Raw genomic sequence first — 22,105 nt, 5'->3', positions numbered from 1 at the left:
CAAAGGATGTAACACTATGGCTCTCTTGCAAATTGCAGAACCAGGTCAATCAAGTGCACCACATGAACACCGCATTGCGATTGGTATCGATTTAGGCACCACCCACTCTTTGGTTGCCACGGTTCTTTCAGGTAAAGCCAAAGTGCTGAATGACGAACAAGGTCGTGTGCTACTTCCTTCTATCGTGCATTATGCAGAACAGCAGACTCAATATGGTAATGAAGCCGCGCCTTTTATTACCAGCGATCCTAAAAATACCATCGTTTCAGTCAAGCGTTTCATGGGTCGCTCTCAAGCGGATATCAAATTCCAGCATCCTTATGCCTTGGTGGGCGAAGCGAATGAAATGCCGGCTTTTGAAACCGCACAAGGTCGTAAAACTCCGGTTGAAATTTCTGCAGAAATTTTAAAGCAGCTCAAAGATCGTGCTGAAGCAAGTCTGAAAAATCCGGTGAATGGTGCAGTGATTACCGTTCCAGCGTATTTTGATGAAGCACAGCGTCAGGCAACCCGAGATGCTGCCCAGCTTGCCGGTTTGAATGTTTTACGTTTATTGAATGAGCCAACCGCTGCTGCTGTGGCTTATGGCCTCGATCAGGAAAGCAACTTGAGTACAGATCGCAACTATGTGATTTATGACTTGGGTGGCGGTACTTTCGACGTTTCGATTTTGCGTTTTTCGCAAGGCGTGTTTGAAGTGCTGGCGACTGGTGGCCACACTGCCCTCGGTGGTGATGACCTGGACCGTTTAATTTTGAAATGGGCCAAGAAACAGCTAAACATCGAAACTTTAGATGATGCTGAATATGCACATTTTATTGTGGCAGCGCGTAAGGCCAAAGAAGCTTTGTCTGATGCAGATTCAGTTCAACTCAAATTACTCGATCAAGTTTTAAACCTTGACCGTCCAACCTTTGAAGAAATCATTAAAGTTGCTTTGGACAAAACCATCAGCGTATGTAAACGTGTGATGCGTGATGCCAAGCTTGAACTGGATGACATTCAAAATGTGGTTCTGGTGGGTGGCTCAACCCGTTCTTATGCCGTACAAAAAGCAGTTGGTGACGTATTTAGCCAAGAACCGCTGTGCACGATTAACCCGGATGAAGTGGTTGCCATTGGCGCATCGATTACAGCAAACCAACTGATAGGCAACTCAACCGATGGTTCATTGTTATTAGACGTGACCCCATTGTCTCTTGGTCTTGAAACCATGGGCGGACTGGTGGAACGTCTGATTTCACGTAATACTGCCATTCCTGTAGCACGTCGTCAGGAATTTACTACCTATCAAGATGGCCAGACTGCCATGTTGATCCATGTAGTTCAAGGTGAACGTGATCTGGTTGAACATTGTCGTAGTCTGGGTCGTTTTGTCTTGCATAACATTCCACCAATGACAGCCGGTCAGGCACGTATCGAAGTAACTTTCCAGGTCGATGCTGATGGTTTGTTGACGGTATCTGCCAAAGAAACAACATCTGGCGTGCATGCGCAAATTGATATTAAGCCATCTTATGGCTTATCTGGTGAAGATACCGAGCGCCTGTTGCTTGACGGTTATAAATTTGCCGAGGAAGATAAAAATCTGCGTCATTTGAATGAAACCAAAGTTGAAGCCCAGCGTGAGCTGGAAGCACTGGTTCAGGCACTAAAAGTAGATGCCGCTCTGTTGACTGAAGAGCAACTGGCAGCACTGCAAACTGCACAGGCACAACTTGAAACCGAGCTTCAAGGTTCAGACATCAAAGCGATTGAATCTGCAGTTGAACAGCTTAAAATACATAGTGATGCTTTTGCAGCAGCACGTATGAACCAACATATTGATGCCGCTCTTAAGGGCACTAAACTCGACGACTGGTCAAACTCAAACTAATTTAAGGTAACGACTATGCCACGTATTAAAGTTCTTCCACATGCGCAGATTTGCCCCGAAGGTGCTGAGTTTGAAGTCGAACACAATGCCAACCTGTGCGAAAGCCTGCTCAAAAATGGCATTAAAATCGAACATGCCTGCGATATGTCAGCTGCATGTACAACGTGCCACGTTGTGGTACGTCAAGGCTTCGATAGCCTTGAAGAAATGGATGATGTAGAAGCAGATTTACTGGATCGCGCTTGGGGTCTGGAACCTGATTCGCGTCTTTCTTGTCAGGTCACACTGGTCGATGAAGATCTGGAAATTGAAATTCCAAAATACACCATCAATCACGCTTCGGAAAATCATTAAGATTTTTCTTGAAAGATCATATAAAAAACCACGCTTAGACGTGGTTTTTTATATTTATGAGAATGATTAAATTACTTTGGAGTCTTTGAGTGATTCAAATTCGTCTTGTGGCTGGAGATGCTCAATCACTTCATCTTCAAGTTTAAGCTTGACGATGCCTTGAGAGTTGGTCAATTTCTGCTGAGTTTCAATGCGTTTAATCATTTTTTCCAGTACATGAATCAATTCTGGATATTCAAAGTTTTGTACTTCGTCCAGATTGAGCAGTAAATGAAAGCCTTTATATTCATAGTCGAACCAACGTTGATACTCAACTTTCTGCGATGCATATTTTTCCATTAGCTGCCAGGTTCTTACCGGTGCTTTAATGCCTTTCAAGAAAATTGGTTTCTTCGGCGCACATAAATAATCATTTTTGATCAGATTATGAGTATCTTCTGAAATCAGGATTTCATCCACTTCAGCTGCGCTCTGTAAGCGCGCTGCCAGATTGGCATCCCGTCCTACAATGGTATAGGCCATCCGATGCGTCGCACCATAATTCCCGACGTGGCAATAACCGGTCGAAATACCCATACGGATATGCAGTGGCGGATAACCCATTTTAATCCAACGCTCACGCAGCAGTTTCATTTGCTGACGCATGGCAATCGCCATTTCCATACAGTTCTTGGCATCCTGCTCTACGCCTTCAGAGTTTGGATCACCAAAGAAAATCAGGATGGCATCACCCATAAATTTATCGACAGTCGCTTCATAATTTTTGGCGATTTCGGTCATATGCCGCAAATAATCATTGAGCAAGAATGCTAAATCATCTGGAATAAGCGTTTCAGACAGTTCTGTAAAGCCTTGAATATCCGAGAAGAAAATTGTTAACTTTTTACGTTTATATTCAATTTTCGCTTCAGATTCACCTTTCATGATGGATTGCCACAACTGCACAGGCGCATAACGACTCAGCTGATTGGCAAATTCCATATAACGGTTCATCTGTTCAAAATAATGATTTTTCTTCTGGGTCATATACTGCACACGACCACTCTGATAAAAACTTCCGACACCAAAATAGGTAATCAGGCAGATGAAGCCTAAAACCGTTAGTTCACTGCTTGTCGGTTCAAAATAAGTCCCAAAACCAAAGACCAGAATATTGGCCAGATAAAAAACGGTGATCCCGACCAGACTGGCCAGAGAAGCCATCATCAATGAAATTTTATTACTGATCGCGGTATAGAGTATTGCCACCAAACCCAGCAAGGACAATACCAAATCCAGCTGTACTGCGGCTAAAACCACTACAATGACAATAACATCAATCAGAAAAAGAACATTGCGCCGAATACGATAATCATGGCGATAGATCAACCAGCGCGACAGTTTCGAGCTAATCAATAAAATCAGGAATAAAAACACAGGAACAAAGAGCTGATACTGAGTATCCGGTTCAGTGTAATGAAAGACGACCAAAACCAGAGACAGCATGATATAGCCCATCAAGCGATGAAAATATTCAAACTGTTGTGGTTCTTTTTGAATCCAGTCGTCTAATTGCATTCAGTCACTCCCTGAAATCCGCAATCGTTCATAGATCTCGGAATACTTGGGGCTAATCAGTCCATACGCCAGTCAAATGGCATATCGCCTTGACCACGTAGCGCCAGCATGAGTGTTTGACGCATATGTGCTAATACTTCACTGCTATAAGGAACAGCTGGTGTACCCCAAACAGGCTTCGGCCATGCTACATCGTTCTGATAACGAACCACATGATGAAAATGCAATTGCGGAACCATATTGCCCAATGCCGCGACATTCATTTTATCCGCACGGAAAACACGTGCCAGCTGGCTTGATAACCAGCTTGATTCACGTAAAAACTGCTCTTGGTCAGCTTGGCTCAATTCATATAATTCAGAGACACCCGGCACACGTGGAATCAGGATCAGCCAGGGAAATTGCATATCATTCATCAAACGACATGTTGACAAAGGAAAGTCGCCTACAAAAAAAGTATCTTGAGCAAGTTGTGGATGCAAACTAAACATATCTTTATAAATGATGCAAAATTAGAATGATGGCTAATACTAACATATCCAACCGAAGCTGAATATTGAAAGCAATGGGTTTAAAGACAAATTCTCATGATTTGTTGCAAGGCGCATCACGAGAATTTGTTCGAACATTTCATTAAAAAATCTGGTTTATCATTCCTGAAAATTTCAATGAAAATGAAATGTATCATGAAGTTTTAAACTGATTTAGTCTAAATCAAATTAGCCCACTTCTTTCAATAGACTGTCCAGCAAATCCTGAATAAACTGAATCCGCTTTTGGTAATCTTCCAGCATGACCATGACCTTAAGACGTTGCCCACCATTCATCCGGAAATAGGTTGGATGTTTCTGCATCATCTGGATAATGGTCATGGCCTGAACCGGGGTATCTGGCGCGAATTCCACATGCCCACCTTGAGCACTAATATCAATTTTGGTGATGCCAAGCTGCTCGGCTTTGAGACGAATCTGATGTACGGCAAAGAGCTGTTTGACCGGTTGTGGCGGTATGCCAAAACGGTCGATCAATTCCATCCGGATATTGTCCAGTTTTTCCTGAGTATCAGTATTACTGATACGCTTATAGAACAACAGACGCTGATGCACATCTCCGAGATAATCATCCGGAATGAGCGCTGGCATATGCAGGGTAATTTCTGCAGTCAATGACAAGGGTGCATCGAAGTTTGGGGTTTTACCTTTTTGAATGGCTTTGGTGGCTTTTTCCAGCATTTCCATATATAGGCTATAACCAATCGCCTGCATTGAACCGCTCTGCTGTTCACCGAGTAATTCACCTGCCCCGCGAATTTCCAGATCTTCGGTGGCCAGCATAAATCCGGCCCCCAAGGTCGAAGCACGCTGGATCGCATCCAGACGTTTTTCGGCATCGCCTTTTAAGGCTTTTAAAGACGGCACCATTAAATAGGCATAGGCCTGATGATGCGAGCGCCCGACTCGGCCACGGAGCTGATGTAATTGTGCCAGGCCCAGTTTGTCTGCACGTTCAATCAAAATGGTATTGGCATTTGGGACATCAATCCCGGTTTCAATAATGGTCGAACAGACCAGAACATTGTATTCCTTGTGATAGAACTGCTGCATCACCTGCTCCAGTTCACGTTCACGCATCTGGCCATGTGCCACAATCACCCGGGCTTCCGGCACCAATGTACGAATATGCGCTGCGGCACGGTCAATCGTATCGACTTCATTGTGCAGGAAATAGACCTGACCACCACGCAACAGTTCACGCAGAATCGCTTCTTTAATGGTGTCATCGGTATGTTCTTGCACAAAGGTTTTCACCGCAAGACGGCGTGCCGGCGGTGTGGCAATAATCGATAGATCACGCATGCCACTAAAGGCCATATTTAGTGTACGCGGAATTGGAGTGGCTGTCAGGGTCAACATATCGACATCAGCACGCATCGCCTTGATCCGCTCCTTGTCACGTACTCCGAAGCGATGTTCTTCATCGACAATCATCAGGCCAAGATTTTTAAACTGGACATTTTCCTGCAAAATTTTATGCGTACCAATCACGATATCCACTTTCCCTTCGATCAGGTCGTCAATGGTCTTGCTATGTGCTTTGGAAGAACCGAAACGTGACAGCACTTCAATCCGGACCGGCCAGTCGGCAAAGCGGTCTTTGAATGAATCATAGTGCTGTTGTGCCAGCAAGGTGGTCGGCACCAGAATCGCCACCTGCCGGTTATTCTGTACCGCAACAAATGCAGCACGCATCGCCACTTCCGTTTTACCAAAGCCGACATCACCACAGACCAGACGATCCATCGGCTTGGCTTGTTGCATGTCATGCAGCGTGGCTTCAATCGCATTGGCCTGATCCAGCGTTTCTTCATAGGCAAAGCCACTGGCAAACTGCATATACAGACTTTGATCAATTTCAAAACTGATGCCGGGTTTAGAGACACGGCGTGCCTGAATATGCAGCAACTCGGCCGCAACATCATGAATCTGTTCCAGCGCTTTATGTTTGGCTTTATTCCATGCATCTGTCCCGAGCTTATGCAATGGTGCCAGATCCGGATCACCACCGCTATATCGGCTGATTAAATGCAGATTGGTCACCGGCACATAGACTTTGGCCGCATCGGCATAATCCAGCTGCAAGAATTCATGATCCTGATCATCAATACTTAAAGTGACCAGACCGGCATAACGCCCCACTCCATAATCGATATGCACCACAGGCGCGCCCATGGTCAGTTCAGTCAGACTGCGAATCAGAAATTCTTCTGAAACTTCCTGCTGACGTTTACGGCGGCGTTGTACCACGCGATGTTCATAGAGCTGGTTTTCAGAAATGATGCTGACACGATCGGTCAGCACCAGACCACGCTCTAATGGCGCATTGGTAATCGCAATCGCATACAGGGAGGTGATAAAACTCTCAAAGTTATCAACCGTCGGAATATCACCCAGACTTGGTCGTAACGCATCTTTTAAGCTTTCACGGCGTCCGGCACTCTCGGCCACCAGCAGCACCGGATGATTGACCTGATCGATATATTTTTTGACTTCAATAAATGGTTTTTCACGTTTTGGATCGACAGGCAGACGTGGTGGCAACTGGGTATCGAGGTTCAATACGCCGGCTTTTTGGTCAAAAGGCGTTTGGGCGGCAATAATACGCGCAAATTGATTCAGCTGCTCCAGAACCTGATTGGTCTGAAAGAACAGGCTGTCTGGGGGTAGGATCGGCTGATCAACATTGTGACGGCGATCTTCATAACGGCGCACCACATCTTGCCAGAATTGGGTCAAACTCTCGTCTAAAGCCCGATCTGTAATGACAATGCCATTCTTTGGTAAGTACGAAATAAGTGAGCTTTGGTCTTGCATGGCCTCAGCACTGAAAAACAGCGGTAAATAAAACTCGATTCCCGGTGAAACAATGCCCTCCATCACATCCAGATAGATCGGGTTTTTCTTTGGATTGGCAGTTGAGAAAAATTCGGCATAACGGTCACGGAAGGTGGCACGGCCTTCCTTGAGTGGAAATTCCTGTGCCGGCAATACGGTAAACTGTTGCAAACTTTGTGTGGTGCGCTGAGTTTCGGAATCGAAAAATTTCAGGCTTTCAATTTCATCATCAAACAGGTCAATCCGAATCGGTGCTTCCTGCCCCGAGGCATAAATATCCATGATACTGCCGCGTACCGCAAACTCACCCGGATCATAAACCGTATCGACCAGATGATAACCGGCCTGAATCAGCTTTTTCTTCTGTTGTTCCAGATCGAATTTCTGTCCGACGTGAATATCAAAATGTTCACCCAAAATCCATGAAGTCGGTGCGATACGCTGTGCCAAGGTTGAGGCAGAAAGTAACAGCACGCCAGTTTTTGGCATATTGGATAAAATCGCCAGACGTTCCGAGACAATATCCTGGTGCGGAGACAGGCGGTCATAAGGCAAAATTTCCCAATCTGGAAAAATCGTGGGTTTAATCCCATAAAATTCCAGTTCACTTTCCAGTTGACCCAAATGCTGGTTATTGCGTGCAATCACAATAAATAAACGCGATTGCTGCTGCACGATTTCTTTGAGCAACAATGCCGTCGAGGAACCTTGCAGATTGCCTAACCAGCGTTTCTCGCCTGCTTTGAGTTGTGGTAAATTGAGTTGGGAAATTTCTTGTTGGAACATGGATATAGCTTTAAAGTCTAAATAACCTGAGGCTTATACTAGCACGATGATCTCAGGATATTTTGTTATTTTTATGCAGTCTTGCCACATCCATACGCTTCGATTTCAAGCCACTTTTAACACTTATTTTTTCTCTCGCAGAAAGTTACGATAATAATCATTTAACTTCTTGAGGATCATTTTAAATTGCAGCAGGTTCTCTTCGGTATTTCCCAAAGTCACATTAAAACGCTGATGGGCAATTTCCAGATCAATCTTTTCATTGATCAGCATCGCGGTGTCGTATAAAGCTTTTAAATCATCAAACTGTTTTAGACGGCGATTGGACAAATATTCTAAGCGTGCGGCCAGTTCCTGATTTAAGTCAATGCCATCCACGATATAACCTGTGCCTTCGACATGCTGGATATTCTGCTCGTCTAAATATAACTGTGCAGCAGTCGGTTTATTAGTTTTAAATAATGCACTGATTTTATCAAACATCGCCATTTACCCAGCCAAATAAAGTTCAGACCCTAGTCTAGATGAAAATGCCTCAAATCCACATATCGAACTTGAGGCAAATTGTCAAAATCACAACAATCAGTTGAGTTGAGCTGTTTCAAGACAATTTATGCTATCAAGAAACCTGTTCGAGCTGACTCTCTACTACAGGTATTTCAGACACCAGATTTTCAAATGCAAAGATTTCTTCTAATTGTGTTTCGCTTAATAAACCGAGTTCCAATACCACTTGCGGCACGGTTTTATTTTCACGCATACATTGTTTACCAATTTCATCACATTTGGCATGCCCCAGAATCGGCTCAAGTAAGGTCACAATCCCGACACTGCGCATGACCGAACTTAAACAGATTTCTTCATTGGCCTGAATGCCAGCAATACATTTCTGATTCAGGGTTTGCATGCCTTGAGTCAACAATTGAATCGACTCATTCATGGTCAGGGCAATCACAGGTTCCATCACATTCAGTTGTAACTGCCCAGCTTCCGCTGCCATAGTAATGGTCAAATCATTACCGATGACCCGGAAGGCAATCTGATTGACCACTTCCGGAATCACAGGATTGATTTTTGCCGGCATAATTGATGAGCCTGCTTGCAATTCCGGTAAGCGAATTTCAGCCAGACCTGTACGTGGTCCCGAGCTAAGCAAGCGCAAGTCATTACAGATTTTGGACAGTTTCACTGCCAGGCGTTTTAAACTGCTCGACAAGATAATAAAGACACCACAATCACTGGTGGCCTCCACATAATCTTCTGCACCTTTTAAAGGCAGCCCCGTCAGGTGCGCCAAAGTTTCGACGACTCGCGTCGCATAACCTGGCGGCGTGTTTACCCCAGTCCCGATCGCTGTTGCACCTAAATTGACTTCCAGCAATAACTGGCGCATCTGCTCAATCAGTTTTAAATCTTCCTTTAATAAAGTCGCAAAAGCCCGGAATTCCTGCTCCATGGTCATCGGGACGGCATCTTGCAACTGGGTACGCCCCATCTTGATCACATACTGAAATTCGGCTGCCTTCGTATATAAACAGTCAATCAGTGCTTTCAGCACTGCCAATAATTCATTCAGGCTGCTATAAGTTGCCAAACGTAAAGCGGTTGGATAGACATCATTGGTCGATTGCGAAGTATTCACATGATCATTCGGATGCAGGATGTGATACTCACCTTTATGATGCCCCAAGATCTCTAAGGCGATATTGGCAATGACTTCATTGGCATTCATATTAATTGACGTACCAGCACCGCCCTGATAAGGATCAAGTGGAAAGGCCGCTTGCCAGTTTTCAAGATGCTGAATCAATTCATTACAGGCTTTTTGAATAGCAGTACTCGTCTGCTCGGATATTTTTTGAAAATGCAGGTTGGTCTGTGCCGAAGCTTTTTTGACCTGAGCCAATGCACGAATAAAATGTGATTGTTGCCCTATAGCCAATCCTGAAATCTGGAAATTTTCGATGGCACGTAAAGTGTGAATCCCATAATAGCTGTGTAATGGGATCTGTTTTTCCCCCAATAAGTCACGTTCAATGCGGGTCGGTTCGATTTGCAGCATATTGTCCACTAAAAAATACCTTGGCGATGCACCGTATTTGGTGTGGTCTCAATATGAGCAAACAAATACAGAGCGAATAGGAGGACTTTAACCTAAATTTGCTAATATTTATTACCAATACAGTAAAGCTGTGAGTTTTGTAAGATCATGTAAATAAAAAGCTAAAATTTAAATATTTTAATTGCTTATTCTAAATTAGCTTCTTTTGCCTCAATCCAATACTTTATCTCTCTGTGTTAAGTGGCTTAACTTTCCTTAAGTTCCATCTAGTTAAATTGGTATTTACAACAAACATACATAAAAGCTGTGTAAATGTTACAGAGTGTAATTTTTAAACCGTGCTTGAATCACTGCCTTGTGATCTCCGTACAAAAAATCATCTGGAACGATGGTTTCCATATTTACAGGATGCCCTGCCTATGACTTATTTAAATCCGACCCTGATTACCTTCATGTTTTATATTATCGCCATGATTGCCATCGGTTTATATGCTTACCGTGCAACCTCCAATTTTGATGAATATATTTTAGGTGGACGTAGTCTGGGCAGTGTCGTCACAGCTCTTTCCGCAGGTGCATCAGATATGAGTGGCTGGCTGCTGATGGGTCTTCCGGGCGCAATTTACCTGTCTGGCCTGTCAGAAGCCTGGATTGCCATCGGCCTGATTATCGGAGCGTGGCTAAACTGGTTACTGGTGGCAGGTCGTCTACGGGCGCATACCGAATACCAGAATAACGCCCTGACCCTGCCAGATTATTTCACCAGCCGTTTTTCCGACCGCAAACGCATTTTACGGGTCTTGTCTGCCTTGGTGATTCTGGTGTTCTTTGCAATTTATTGTGCCTCGGGCATGGTCGCAGGTGCACGCCTGTTTGAAAGCCTGTTCGGCTGGAATTACACCACAGCGCTTATCATCGGTGCGATGGCGACAATTTTATATGTGTGTATTGGTGGTTTTCTGGCAATCAGCTGGACGGATACTTTTCAGGCCGGTTTGATGATCTTCGCACTGTTGCTGACCCCGATCATTACCTTCCTGGCCTTGGGTGACAATAGCCAGCAAGTGAGTGTCATCCTTGAATCTGCCCGTCCACATGCGTCCAGTATGCTTGAAGGCTTAAGCGTGGTGGCGATTATTTCCAGTCTGGCCTGGGGTTTGGGTTATTTTGGTCAACCACATATTTTAGTGCGCTTCATGGCAGCAGATTCAGTGAAGACCATTCCTGCTGCACGCCGTATTGGCATGACCTGGATGATTCTGTGTCTGGGCGGCGCAGTGGCAGCTGGTTATATCGGGATTGCCTATTTCACCGTTAATCCAGCATTCGCCTCGGTGGTGAACCAGAACCCTGAAACCGTGTTTATGGAATTGACTAAAATCCTGTTTAATCCATGGATCGCTGGCATCGTACTTGCAGCTATTCTGGCCGCGATTATGAGCACCTTGAGCTGTCAGCTTCTGGTCTGTTCAACCACCCTGACTGAAGATTTATACAAGAGCTTCCTGCGCAAAAATGCCTCGCAAAAAGAACTGATCTGGGTCGGTCGTGCTATGGTTTTAGTAATTGCGTTAATTGCGATTGCCTTGGCGATTAATCCGAACAGCAAGGTTTTAGGTCTGGTGGCTTATGCCTGGGCAGGCTTTGGTGCAGCATTTGGCCCCTTGATTATCTTGTCTTTGTTCTGGAAGCGTATGACCCTCAACGGCGCGATTGTCGGCATGCTGGTCGGTGCGGTGACGGTAATCGTCTGGAAAAACTATATGGGTGATACCGGCCTGTACGAGATTATTCCCGGTTTTATTCTGGCTACCCTGAGTATCGTGATTGTCAGCTTAGTGGATAAGGCACCGAATGATGATGTGGTACATCGTTTTGAAATGGCCAAAGCTGAATATCAAAAAGAAATGGCTGAAATGAAAAAATAGTCTGGATATTCAATACAATAAAAGGGACCTTCAAGTCCCTTTTATTGTTTTTTAGATTAGTCGTTAATAAGCTACAAATTATTTAGATTTTCCCGGTATTTTTAGATGGATCTGCTGACTTTCTTTAATCACCTCCATCACCGGATAACTGCGTGTTTCCTTGATCCCGGGCAGTTGCCACAAGATTTGCCCGGAAATTTTACGGAATTCATCCATATTGGCGCAGCGGATTTTTACCACGAAATCGAAACCACCACTGATCATATGACATTCAATAATTTCTGGAATCTGCCGGACTGCATGGGAAAACTCATCTAAAACATTCGGTGTGGTTTTATCCAGTAAAATCTCTACAAAAACCACAAAAGCGTTATTGAGCAGATTTGGATTCAGACGGGCTTCGTAGCCCAGAATATAGCCTTCTTTGCTCAGTTTCTGCACCCGCGCCAGTGCCGCGGTCGGCGATAAATTTACCAGTTCAGCCAGTTTAATATTGGATAATTTGGCATCGGATTGTAATAAACTCAGGATACGAATATCTATACGGTCTAGGCTTAAATAAGGAGGCTGCATTAGAATTATTCTCTAAAAAATGTAAAAACTATAGTGAGATATTCGTCAAATATTCTGTGATTATAGATTAAAACTCGTTAGCCCCGCTAGATCTGATTGCAGCAGTACAGGATGTCACTATGCCGACCACACTAAGCCCCACCTATGGTTCAGATGCCATGAAGCAGCCAAATTATATCGCCGAATTCAAAGATAAAAATGAATACGAACAACGTATCAATACCACATGGCGCCGTGCGGAAACTGAATGCGTCGAAGAACTCTTGCTGCATAGTGAAATTTCCTCCGAACTCAGCGACAAGATTCAAGCGCTTGCCTTTGATCTGGCGCATTCCTTGCGTGAACGTAAAAATTCAGGCGGTAAAGCGGGCATCGTACAAGGATTATTACAGGAATTTTCCCTATCTTCTCAGGAAGGCATTGCCCTGATGTGTCTGGCCGAAGCCTTGCTGCGTATTCCAGACAAAGCCACGCGTGACCTGCTGATCCGCGACAAGATCAATCAGGGCAACTGGAAAGAACATCTCGGTCAAAGCCAGCTGATGTTTGTCAATGCCGCAGCCTGGGGCTTGATGCTGACGGGTAAATTAATGGAAACCCCACAGCAAAAAAGCCTGTCCAGTTTATTAACCGGCCTGTTGGCGCGCAGTGGTCGCGGCATTATCCGTAAGGCTGTCGATGTTGCCATGCGCATGATGGGCGAACAGTTTGTGACGGGTGAAACCATTGATGAGGCACTGAAAAATGCAGAACGTCTGGAAGAAAAAGGCTTTCGTTATTCCTATGACATGCTTGGTGAAGCAGCACTGACCGATCCGGATGCGGAACGCTATTATCAGGATTATCAGCAAGCGATTCATGCCATCGGGCAAGCCTCGCAGGATAAAGACGTTTATGATGGCCCGGGCATTTCCATCAAACTCTCTGCCCTGCATCCGCGTTATCAGCGCGCACAGATGGATCGTGTACATGATGAACTGTATGGAAAAATGCTTAAACTCGCGGTCCTGGCGAAACAGTACAATATCGGTTTAAACATTGATGCCGAAGAAACTGACCGTCTGGAAATTTCCTTGCAACTGCTTGAACGCCTGTGTTTTGAGCCGCAATTACAAGACTGGAAAGGCATTGGCTTTGTGATTCAAGCCTATCAAAAACGCTGTTTCTATGTGGTAGATTATATTGTTGATCTGGCCAAACGTAGTCAGAAACGCCTGATGATTCGTCTGGTCAAAGGTGCCTATTGGGACAGCGAGATCAAGAAAGCACAGATTGAAGGCATGTCGGACTATCCGGTATTCACTCGTAAGGTGCATACCGATCTGTCTTATATCGCCTGTGCGCGTAAATTATTGGCTGAACCGGAGTATATCTATCCGCAATTTGCCACCCATAATGCACAAACGGTGGCCACGATTTACCAACTGGCGCAACCTGAGCAGTATTATGCGGGTCAATATGAATTCCAGTGTCTGCATGGCATGGGCGAACCCTTGTATGAAAATGTGGTGGGCGACAAATCGGCGAATAAACTCGGTGTCCCTTGTCGCATTTATGCGCCAGTCGGCAATCATGAAACCTTATTGGCTTATCTGGTGCGTCGTTTGCTGGAAAATGGCGCAAATACGTCTTTTGTCAACCGGATTGCCGACAAAACCCTAAATATCGAAGATCTGATTGAAAATCCGCAGCAAACGATTTTAAAAGCTGCACAACAGGAAGTCGTGATCGGTGCCAAGCATCCGCATATTCCTTATCCGCAAGATCTGTATGGCACACGTATTAACTCATCGGGTCTGGATCTCGCCAATGATGCAGAGCTGAGCGCCTTAAATGAAGTCGCTGCCAGCCTGAAAAACACACAATTTCAGGCAGCAGCCATGGGAACGGCGTTTACAGGAACCGACACAAGTAACGCAGTGCAAATCATCAATCCGGCACAACATCAGGATGTAGTCGGTACAGTCTATGAAGCGACCCAAGAACAGGCTGAAATTGCCTTAACGCAAGCTGTCAATGCACAAGGTTTCTGGGCCAATTTGCCGAAAAATGAGCGCGCAGCCTGCTTGAATAAAGCTGCGGATCTGATGGAGCAGCGTTTACTGACACTGATGGTGATTCTGTCCCGTGAAGCTGGCAAAACCTATGCCAATGCCATTGCCGAGGTCCGGGAGGCGGTAGATTTCTTGCGCTACTATGCCGGTCAGATGTTGGATTTAGCTGAAAATACACAGATTCAACCTTTGGGTACCGTGCTGTGTATCAGTCCATGGAACTTCCCGTTGGCAATTTTTACCGGCCAGATTTCAGCAGCGCTGGTCGCGGGCAATACCGTTATTGCCAAACCGGCAGAACAGACCCCGCTGATTGCTGCACAAGCGGTGCAGATTTTATGGGAAGCTGGCATTCCGCAAGACGTCTTACAGCTCTTGCCGGGTCAAGGTGAAAGCATTGGTGCGCAGCTCAGTGCAGATTCACGAATTCAGGGTATCATGTTTACCGGCTCAACCGAGGTCGCCCATATTCTGCAAAAAACTGTAGCGGAACGTCTGAACCAGTTTAGCGCCAGCGTGACCCTGATTGCTGAAACCGGTGGTCAAAATGCCATGATTGTCGATTCATCTGCACTAACTGAGCAGGTGGTGCTTGATGTGGTTAATTCTGCCTATGACAGTGCCGGCCAGCGTTGTTCTGCTTTGCGTGTGCTCTGTGTGCAAGAAGACAATCTGGATGCTGTGCGCACGATGCTCAAAGGTGCCATGCAGCAGTTAAGGGTCGGCAATCCGATTTTATTAAAAACCGATATTGGCCCAGTGATTGACGCGGAGGCCCAGCAAAATATTCAGACGCATATTCAGCAGATGCGCAACAAAGGTCACAAAGTCCATCAACTAATGTTTAACCAAGATGAGACTGAATTAACCCAAGGCACCTTTATTCCGCCAACATTGATTGAACTTCCAAACCTGAATGATCTGGAGCGTGAAGTCTTTGGTCCGGTGCTGCATCTGATCAGCTATAAATATGGTGAACTGGAACAGTTATTGGAACAGATCAACAGCAAAGGCTATGGTCTGACCATGGGCTTACACACACGTATTGATGAAACCATACAAACCGTGATTGCGCGAGCAGAAGTCGGTAACTTGTATATCAACCGTAATATCGTCGGTGCAGTTGTGGGTGTTCAGCCTTTCGGTGGTGAAGGCTTGTCCGGTACTGGCCCTAAAGCTGGTGGGCCGCTTTACATCTACCGTTTAATGCAGCAGCTTTCCGAGAAGAAACTGGTGCAGCCTTATGCCATGCGATCTGATCAAGCCCCTATTGAACACAAACCAGTCCAGGAATTTAAGGCTTGGGCCTCTAAAACTTTACCCACAATCTCCTTAAAAGCACCCAGCCAGATTGCGACCGGACAAAGCTTTAGTTTGCAAGGTCCAACCGGCGAAGAAAACCAGTACATGATCTTGCCACGTGAAAGTGTTCTATCTTTGGCGCACACCGAGCAAGACCAGATTCAGCAAATTTTGGCCATTTTATCGGTCGGCAGTCGCCCTGCAGTATTGGCTGAAAATACTTTTGTGCTGAAATATCTACAAACAATGCCAAAAGCAGTTGCTGCCCGATTCAAAGTGATTCAAGACATTGAAAGTGGGGAATTTGATGCTGTATTACATCATGGTGATGCTGCGGAATTGATTGATTTACAGAAGCGTATTGCGGCTCGAAAAGGCCCCATTGTAGGAATCACGCATTTAAACTCAGGCAATCATGACATTCCGGTGGAGCGATTGGTGCTTGAACGGGCCATTAGCATCAATACGGCAGCAGCCGGTGGCAATGCCAGTTTGATGACGATGAGTCATCTCTAAATTAATCGAATCATCTTGTCATTTTTCTGTTCATGATTTCCTCTTTACGGCCAAATTTTTCTCCTCAGAGGGTTTGGTCTTTTTTATGCAGTTTTTAAAGCCGCTCAGCCACAATAGGCTTAGGCAGATCAGCAATTATTTGCTACCATTTGCGCTTTAAAATATTTGCGACTTCTTACTGCATATGACTTCATCTTATCAGCAACAACTCGATGCCAAAATTGAACGCATCAGCGCTCAGTTTGCCGAATATCAACCACCTGCCCTCGAAGTATTCCAGTCTCCTGAAAAATATTTCCGCATGCGTGCTGAATTTCGGATCTGGCATACTGAGGATGACATGTTCTATGCCATGTTCGAGCGCAATGAAGATCAACAGAAAAAAGTCATCCGCATTGATGAATTTCCGGTTGCAGACCTCAGTATCAATCAGTTGATGCCTAAATTACTGCAAGCGCTCAAAGCAGATCCAGTATTATCGACACGTCTGTTTGAAGTACATTTTCTGGCGACCTTAAGTGGTCAGGTTCTGGTTTCTCTGATTTATCATCGTAAATTGGATGAAAGCTGGGAACCGGCAGCCAAAGCACTGGCAGAACAGTTAAATATCAAGTTAATTGGCCGCAGCCGTGGACAGAAGTTTGTCCTGTCTGATGAATATGTGGTGGAAGAACTTTCTGTTTTTGATCGTACCTATCAATACAAACAGATCGAAAGCAGCTTTACCCAGCCGAATGCCCAAGTCTGCCAAAACATGCTGGAATGGGCATGTGATGCGGCAGAGCAATCTGATCAAGATTTGCTGGAATTATATTGTGGTAATGGTAACTTTACCCTGCCACTCTCGACCAAGTTCCGCCGTGTTCTGGCAACCGAGTTAGCCAAATCTTCAGTCTATGCGGCTGAGTGGAATATTGAGCAAAACCAGATTGAGAACATTCAGGTCGCGCGTCTTTCTGCAGAAGAGTTCACCCAAGCTTACAACGGCGAGCGTGTGTTCCGCCGCCTGCAAGAAGCCAATATTGATCTTGCGACTTATGACTTTGATACGGTATTTGTCGATCCACCGCGTGCCGGTATTGATGATGAAACGCTTAAACTATTACAGCGCTTCCAACGCATTATTTACATTTCTTGCAATCCAGACACATTGCATGACAATCTGAAACAGTTGTCTCAAACCCATAAAATCAACAAATTCGCTATGTTTGATCAATTTCCATATACACACCATGTAGAAACGGGCGTATTGTTAGAAAGAAGATAAAGAATTTGTTTCAATTTATTTTCTTGTTACAAAAAAGGAGTTTTTCGAAATTCCTTTTTTTATATCTTAAATCATTAACTTAATAACAAATTATCATTTGTACAGCTAAAAATATCGTTAGCTCTTTGAGCTTCAATCGGAAATTTTAAAGACCAACTGCTGCTTTTATCACATAGGTCCTATTGCTTTATTTATTTAATTGGCTATATTTCACTCTATGTTAGGTTGTTGTATGAAGGCTCTATGAGTTTTTGGCAAAAGTTGTTTTCTGTGGAACAACACAATGAACACAAGAATCAGATTGCTTGTGTAGAAAATGATTGCTCTTTCAAGACAAATGAACAGCTTCTTGAAGCTTTGTCTAAAGCAACTGATGAAGAGATCATCATCGGAATCAAAAAGGTTCTTGTATCACGCGGCTATAGCCGTAAGGAACTGAATGAACTTCAACACTTGCCCTTGCAGTAATCGGCAAAGGCTCTAGCCTGATCAAAAAAAGCACTTGTGTAACCAGGTGCTTTTTTTATATCTGTCGCTTTAATTACATTGAAGAAGAACCAAACTTAGAGAGTTCAATTGTATAAATCCGACTACACAACCTTCTGCCTTCTGTTGAGTAATTGGTAATAAATCTGAACACTTCTTCCTCTCACTTTTTCTGATTTTATTGAAATGTAAAAGTTAGCTTAGGCTATTTATGGGTGTTGCTGAACAGATGTTCATCTGAATTCTGCCATCCAGGTGATCAAGTCACTTGCTGCATACGCCTATTGCTTGTCTGCCTAAACTCAAGCAAAGCGTCGATTAATTTAGCAAAAGACAGTACACTTGCTATTAAACTACAATGCTTTTTTAAATGGCTTAATTCTGATATGCAACAGACTAAACGGTTTCCCATAGGAGCGCACCTTATGGTTAAACATTTCGGTTATACCCATCATGGGATATACGCTGGACGTGGTCGTGTTATTCATTATTCGGGCTTTGCACATTTATTTAAGAAACGCCCCATTGAAATAACCTCTATTGAAAAATTCAGTCATGGCAAAGCGATTCATGTGCAACATTATGACTCGGCGAAATATAAAGGCCGTAAAGTTGTGCGTCGCATGCGTTCCAGAATGCATGAAAATAATTATCATTTAATTATCAATAATTGCGAACATCTGTGTACTTGGGCGATTACTGGCGTAGAAAGCAGCCCGCAAGTGATCTATATGATGAATCGCCTGACCACGATTGGTTATATCAGCTCGATGATGAGTTTCATGAACAGCATGTTCCTGACCCTGACCACGACGAGTTTTGCCTTGGCCTTGTACATCAAGAAGAAGCTTAGAGATAAAGCCAATCTGCGTTTGCAACAATACCGTGAATTGCAAGATCAGGCTAAAACGAAAGTGTCAGACCTGACTAATCTTAAACATCGTTAATTTAAAGCTCAGCCTGCCGATGATTTTTTGTTAGTAAGAAATTTTGAGTTCGGGTTTAAACTTTGATATTAAAAGGAACAGATCAGGTTAAATAACCTTTTTTGGCCTGAATCGCTTCAGGTAAACCTTTACCCAAAGAGCTTAAGGTTTCCCGTTCTACCAGTCGTACCATTGAATCGAGTGGCAGATCATTATCCTGTAGCCCAAAAGGCTCTTCTAGCTCAGCACTGAGCTCATCTAGGCCTAAGAGCATATAAGCAATCAACCCGACCAGAATCGGCGTCCACAGGCCCAGATTGGCCTGCAAACTAAAAGGTAAAATAAAACAGAACGAATACACTGCACGATGTAACAGTACCGAATAAGAAAATGGCAATGGCGTCGACAGTATCCGGTCACAACCGGCCTGAATATTGCCCAAGGCCACAGTATGCTGATTCAAATTGTTATAAATAATATCGCTGATGTTGCCCTGCTTATATTGCTGAACCAACTCCTTTTGCATCTGTTCCAGCACCCATTGTGAAGGATTGATTTGCACGAGCAACTGATCGAATGCCATATTTTCAAAATGCGTGGTTGTTTGGTAATGCTGAATACTTTGTACTTGCTGTCTGAGCCGGTCACGCAACAGATGGCTAAACAGCATCATGCGATATAACAAGACCTCGCGGGTCTGATCATCCAGCACATGGCTGTCCCGGCATAAATGACGTGTGGTGGCGATTAGCGCTCCCCAGAGCTTGCGCCCTTCCCACCAGCGCTCATAACATGCCGTATTTCTAAAGCTGAGAAAGATCGAAAGAATCACACCAAAAATGGTAAAGCCGATTGCGGGTACGGCAGGAAGATTCACAAAATGTGCCTGACTCAAATAGACCAGTAGGCCGGAAATAAAGACCACCAAGACTAAAGCCGGCAATACCTTAGGCAAAATTGTGCCCTGCCAGGCAAACAGTAAACCGATACTATTGTTTTTATCACGCACAATCATGGCATTTTCCCTGCTGTATTGAAAAAGCCCAACCGAAGTTGGGCTTTTAATATCTGATTTAAACCTGATTATTTGCCTGGCTTGAAACTGTCTTTCAAGTCAAGAATACGGTTAAATACTGGTTTCTTGCTATTATGATCGTATTGATCGGCAACGAAGTAACCTTCACGCTCAAACTGGAAGCGATCTTCCGGTTGAGCTTGCGCCAATGCCGGCTCAATCACGGCTTGAACCACCTTTAAGGATTCAGGGTTCAAGTTGGCCAGGAAGTCATCACCCACTTCAGGATCCGACTCAGTGAACAGACGTTCATAAATACGGACTTCGGCAGGCACACCTTTAGTCGCAGATACCCAGTGAACCACACCTTTCACCTTGCGGCCTTCAGGATTCTTACCCAAAGTTTCAGGATCAATCGAACATTTCAGCTCAACCACTTCACCATTTTCATCTTTAATGACTTCATCACATTTGATCACATAGGCATGACGTAAACGTACTTCACCACCTGGAATCAGACGTTTAAAGCCTTTTGGTGGTTCTTCCTCAAAGTCTTTACGGTCAATAAACAGCTCAGTGGTTAAAGGAATCACGCGCTCCCCCATATCCACGTTCGGATGACGTGAATGGGTCAGATCCATATCTGCTGGCAAGTTACTTAAGGTCACTTTCAGTGGATTTAACACGGCCATACCACGCGCTGCGGTATTTTCCAGAGACTGGCGGATGCAATATTCCAGCATCGCGACATCGACAATACTACCATCCACTTTCGATACACCGACACGCTGGCAGAAATCACGCAGACCTTCAGGTGTAAAACCACGGCGACGCATACCGACTACAGTTGGCATACGTGGATCGTCCCAACCATTCACATGAGCACCTTCAACCAGTTTACGTAATTTACGTTTCGAGGTGATAGTGTAATCCACATTCAAACGGCTAGATTCGTACTGACGTGGCACAGATGGTGATTTAACCTTTGCCACCACCCAGTCATAGAACGGACGGTGATCCTGGAACTCTAATGTACAAAGCGAGTGGGTAATGCCTTCAATCGCATCAGACAATGGATGCGCATAGTCGTACATTGGATAAATTTTCCATGTATCGCCCGTCTGATGGTGCGCTGAATGCAAAATACGATACAAGATCGGATCACGCATATGTACGTTCGGTGAGGTCATATCGATTTTAGCGCGTAAAACAGCCTGACCTTCAGCATATTCGCCGCTACGCATCTTCTCAAAACGTTCCAGATTCTCTGCAACAGTTGCATCACGTTGTGGCGAGTTCTTACCCGGCTCGACAAAATTACCGCGGTTTAAACGGATGTCTTCGGGGCTTTGTAAATCCACATAGGCATCACCCTGTTCAATCAGCTGAACCGCCCATGTATAAAGTTGATCAAAATAGCTCGATGCATAGCGCGGCTCGCCCTCCCACTGGAAGCCCAACCATTTCACATCATTGGCAATACCATCAACATATTCCTGTTCTTCAGCATCCGGATTGGTATCATCAAAACGAAGATTACACACCCCCTGGAATTCTTCAGCAATCCCAAAGTTCAAGCAAATTGCTTTCACATGGCCAATATGTAAGTAGCCATTTGGCTCAGGCGGAAAACGCGTGACGATCTGTTGGGTACGACCAGCGGCTAAATCATCCGTAATGACCTGACGTACAAAGTCCAAGCCCGGTTGTTGTTCTTGCTGCTGCACTGAATCGACTGCATTGTTCTTTTGGGTCGGGTTCTCGGGCAGAGATGTCACAACATCATTTGGCTTCATGATCAATCATTCACTTCTAAAGTTAAAAAGGGATTAACGAATATTTAATCGCACAGGTTGTACGCATATTCATTATCAAAGTTCCTTAGTTTAACTAGAGGTGAATAATCTCTCAACCGCTAACTATGGTATTTGATTTCAATTCACCCATTTTAAAAAATGAAAATACGGCGAGTTGCCTGAAACTAAAATATCAGTGCTTGTACAAGCAGTAA

General features: G+C 44.5%; 15 protein-coding genes. 7 read left to right on the top strand and 8 right to left on the bottom strand.

Translation table 11 applies throughout. The annotated features are described in order from the left end of the window. Nucleotides 1-16: 16 nt before the first annotated feature. Both hscA and fdx read left to right on the top strand, forming a co-directional pair. The gene (gene hscA, locus FTU87_RS01860) at nt 17-1,876 is read left to right on the top strand and encodes a Fe-S protein assembly chaperone HscA (RefSeq protein WP_074382839.1); all 1,860 of its coding nucleotides are present in this window, start codon (nt 17-19) and stop codon (nt 1,874-1,876) included. 15 nt (nt 1,877-1,891) lie between these two features. Next, nucleotides 1,892-2,230, top strand: a complete 339-nt coding sequence (fdx, locus tag FTU87_RS01855; protein WP_005171126.1) for an ISC system 2Fe-2S type ferredoxin — start codon at nt 1,892-1,894, stop codon at nt 2,228-2,230. Nucleotides 2,231-2,296: 66 nt separating this feature from the next. Here the strand turns inward: fdx and FTU87_RS01850 are convergent, their stop codons facing one another. From FTU87_RS01850 to aspA, 5 genes are all read right to left on the bottom strand, one after another. Then, the gene (locus FTU87_RS01850) at nt 2,297-3,787 is read right to left on the bottom strand and encodes an adenylate/guanylate cyclase domain-containing protein (protein WP_005171127.1); all 1,491 of its coding nucleotides are present in this window, start codon (nt 3,785-3,787) and stop codon (nt 2,297-2,299) included. A 56-nt stretch (nt 3,788-3,843) separates the two neighbouring features. Further along, nucleotides 3,844-4,278 (bottom strand): HIT domain-containing protein, encoded by a 435-nt coding sequence (locus FTU87_RS01845; RefSeq protein ID WP_004646760.1) that lies wholly within the window; start codon nt 4,276-4,278, stop codon nt 3,844-3,846. A 228-nt stretch (nt 4,279-4,506) separates the two neighbouring features. Continuing rightward, nucleotides 4,507-7,965, bottom strand: coding sequence for a transcription-repair coupling factor (mfd, locus tag FTU87_RS01840; RefSeq protein ID WP_180096587.1), 3,459 nt, complete (start codon nt 7,963-7,965; stop codon nt 4,507-4,509). Between the two features lie 123 nt (nt 7,966-8,088). Further along, nucleotides 8,089-8,454 (bottom strand): hypothetical protein, encoded by a 366-nt coding sequence (locus FTU87_RS01835; protein ID WP_005171129.1) that lies wholly within the window; start codon nt 8,452-8,454, stop codon nt 8,089-8,091. A gap of 130 nt (nt 8,455-8,584) precedes the next feature. Next, nucleotides 8,585-10,027, bottom strand: coding sequence for an aspartate ammonia-lyase (gene aspA, locus FTU87_RS01830; protein WP_218944827.1), 1,443 nt, complete (start codon nt 10,025-10,027; stop codon nt 8,585-8,587). 419 nt (nt 10,028-10,446) lie between these two features. Between aspA and putP the strand changes: the two genes are divergently transcribed. After that, the gene (gene putP / locus FTU87_RS01825; RefSeq protein WP_100357194.1) at nt 10,447-11,955 is read left to right on the top strand and encodes a sodium/proline symporter PutP; all 1,509 of its coding nucleotides are present in this window, start codon (nt 10,447-10,449) and stop codon (nt 11,953-11,955) included. A 78-nt stretch (nt 11,956-12,033) separates the two neighbouring features. Here putP and FTU87_RS01820 read toward each other — a convergent pair whose 3' ends face one another. Further along, nucleotides 12,034-12,528 (bottom strand): Lrp/AsnC ligand binding domain-containing protein, encoded by a 495-nt coding sequence (locus FTU87_RS01820; protein WP_005096755.1) that lies wholly within the window; start codon nt 12,526-12,528, stop codon nt 12,034-12,036. A 119-nt stretch (nt 12,529-12,647) separates the two neighbouring features. Here FTU87_RS01820 and putA point away from each other — a divergent pair, with 119 nt between their 5' ends. The 4 genes from putA (at nt 12,648) to FTU87_RS01800 (ending at nt 19,100) form a co-directional block, all read left to right on the top strand. After that, a complete protein-coding gene (gene putA / locus FTU87_RS01815; RefSeq protein ID WP_180096585.1) occupies nt 12,648-16,400 on the top strand; it encodes a trifunctional transcriptional regulator/proline dehydrogenase/L-glutamate gamma-semialdehyde dehydrogenase in 3,753 nt (1,250 codons plus the stop codon). 184 nt (nt 16,401-16,584) lie between these two features. Beyond that, complete coding sequence (gene trmA, locus FTU87_RS01810) at nt 16,585-17,667, top strand: tRNA (uridine(54)-C5)-methyltransferase TrmA (protein ID WP_180096584.1); 1,083 nt, start codon at nt 16,585-16,587, stop codon at nt 17,665-17,667. A gap of 243 nt (nt 17,668-17,910) precedes the next feature. Then, nucleotides 17,911-18,135: a hypothetical protein gene (locus FTU87_RS01805; protein ID WP_005096749.1), complete on the top strand. Its 225-nt coding sequence runs from the start codon at nt 17,911-17,913 to the stop codon at nt 18,133-18,135. Between the two features lie 404 nt (nt 18,136-18,539). After that, nucleotides 18,540-19,100 carry a lecithin retinol acyltransferase family protein gene (locus FTU87_RS01800; RefSeq protein WP_034608524.1) on the top strand — a complete coding sequence of 187 codons (561 nt, stop codon included), beginning with the start codon at nt 18,540-18,542 and terminating at the stop codon, nt 19,098-19,100. An 82-nt stretch (nt 19,101-19,182) separates the two neighbouring features. Here FTU87_RS01800 and FTU87_RS01795 read toward each other — a convergent pair whose 3' ends face one another. Continuing rightward, a complete protein-coding gene (locus FTU87_RS01795; protein WP_005096746.1) occupies nt 19,183-20,094 on the bottom strand; it encodes a bestrophin family protein in 912 nt (303 codons plus the stop codon). A 68-nt stretch (nt 20,095-20,162) separates the two neighbouring features. Beyond that, a complete protein-coding gene (locus FTU87_RS01790; RefSeq protein ID WP_005171137.1) occupies nt 20,163-21,890 on the bottom strand; it encodes a glutamine--tRNA ligase/YqeY domain fusion protein in 1,728 nt (575 codons plus the stop codon). Nucleotides 21,891-22,105 lie beyond the last annotated feature (215 nt).

It is taken from the genome of Acinetobacter sp. YH12156 (assembly GCF_013418235.1).
Lineage (GTDB): Bacteria > Pseudomonadota > Gammaproteobacteria > Pseudomonadales > Moraxellaceae > Acinetobacter > Acinetobacter pseudolwoffii.
Note: the sequence above shows the minus strand (reverse complement) of the source record. Positions and strands in the feature narration are given on the sequence as shown.

Excerpts from the sequence above, each read along its gene's own strand:
- trmA (WP_180096584.1), top strand. The coding sequence starts at position 16,585 with ATGACTTCATCTTATCAGCAACAACTCGATGCCAAAATTGAACGCATC.
- mfd (WP_180096587.1), bottom strand. The coding sequence starts at position 7,965 with ATGTTCCAACAAGAAATTTCCCAACTCAATTTACCACAACTCAAAGCA.
- FTU87_RS01805 (WP_005096749.1), top strand. The coding sequence starts at position 17,911 with ATGAGTTTTTGGCAAAAGTTGTTTTCTGTGGAACAACACAATGAACAC.
- FTU87_RS01835 (WP_005171129.1), bottom strand. The coding sequence starts at position 8,454 with ATGGCGATGTTTGATAAAATCAGTGCATTATTTAAAACTAATAAACCG.
- putP (WP_100357194.1), top strand. The coding sequence starts at position 10,447 with ATGACTTATTTAAATCCGACCCTGATTACCTTCATGTTTTATATTATC.
- FTU87_RS01795 (WP_005096746.1), bottom strand. The coding sequence starts at position 20,094 with ATGATTGTGCGTGATAAAAACAATAGTATCGGTTTACTGTTTGCCTGG.
- aspA (WP_218944827.1), bottom strand. The coding sequence starts at position 10,027 with ATGCTGCAAATCGAACCGACCCGCATTGAACGTGACTTATTGGGGGAA.
- FTU87_RS01820 (WP_005096755.1), bottom strand. The coding sequence starts at position 12,528 with ATGCAGCCTCCTTATTTAAGCCTAGACCGTATAGATATTCGTATCCTG.
- FTU87_RS01790 (WP_005171137.1), bottom strand. The coding sequence starts at position 21,890 with ATGAAGCCAAATGATGTTGTGACATCTCTGCCCGAGAACCCGACCCAA.
- FTU87_RS01800 (WP_034608524.1), top strand. The coding sequence starts at position 18,540 with ATGCAACAGACTAAACGGTTTCCCATAGGAGCGCACCTTATGGTTAAA.
- hscA (WP_074382839.1), top strand. The coding sequence starts at position 17 with ATGGCTCTCTTGCAAATTGCAGAACCAGGTCAATCAAGTGCACCACAT.
- FTU87_RS01845 (WP_004646760.1), bottom strand. The coding sequence starts at position 4,278 with ATGTTTAGTTTGCATCCACAACTTGCTCAAGATACTTTTTTTGTAGGC.
- fdx (WP_005171126.1), top strand. The coding sequence starts at position 1,892 with ATGCCACGTATTAAAGTTCTTCCACATGCGCAGATTTGCCCCGAAGGT.
- putA (WP_180096585.1), top strand. The coding sequence starts at position 12,648 with ATGCCGACCACACTAAGCCCCACCTATGGTTCAGATGCCATGAAGCAG.
- FTU87_RS01850 (WP_005171127.1), bottom strand. The coding sequence starts at position 3,787 with ATGCAATTAGACGACTGGATTCAAAAAGAACCACAACAGTTTGAATAT.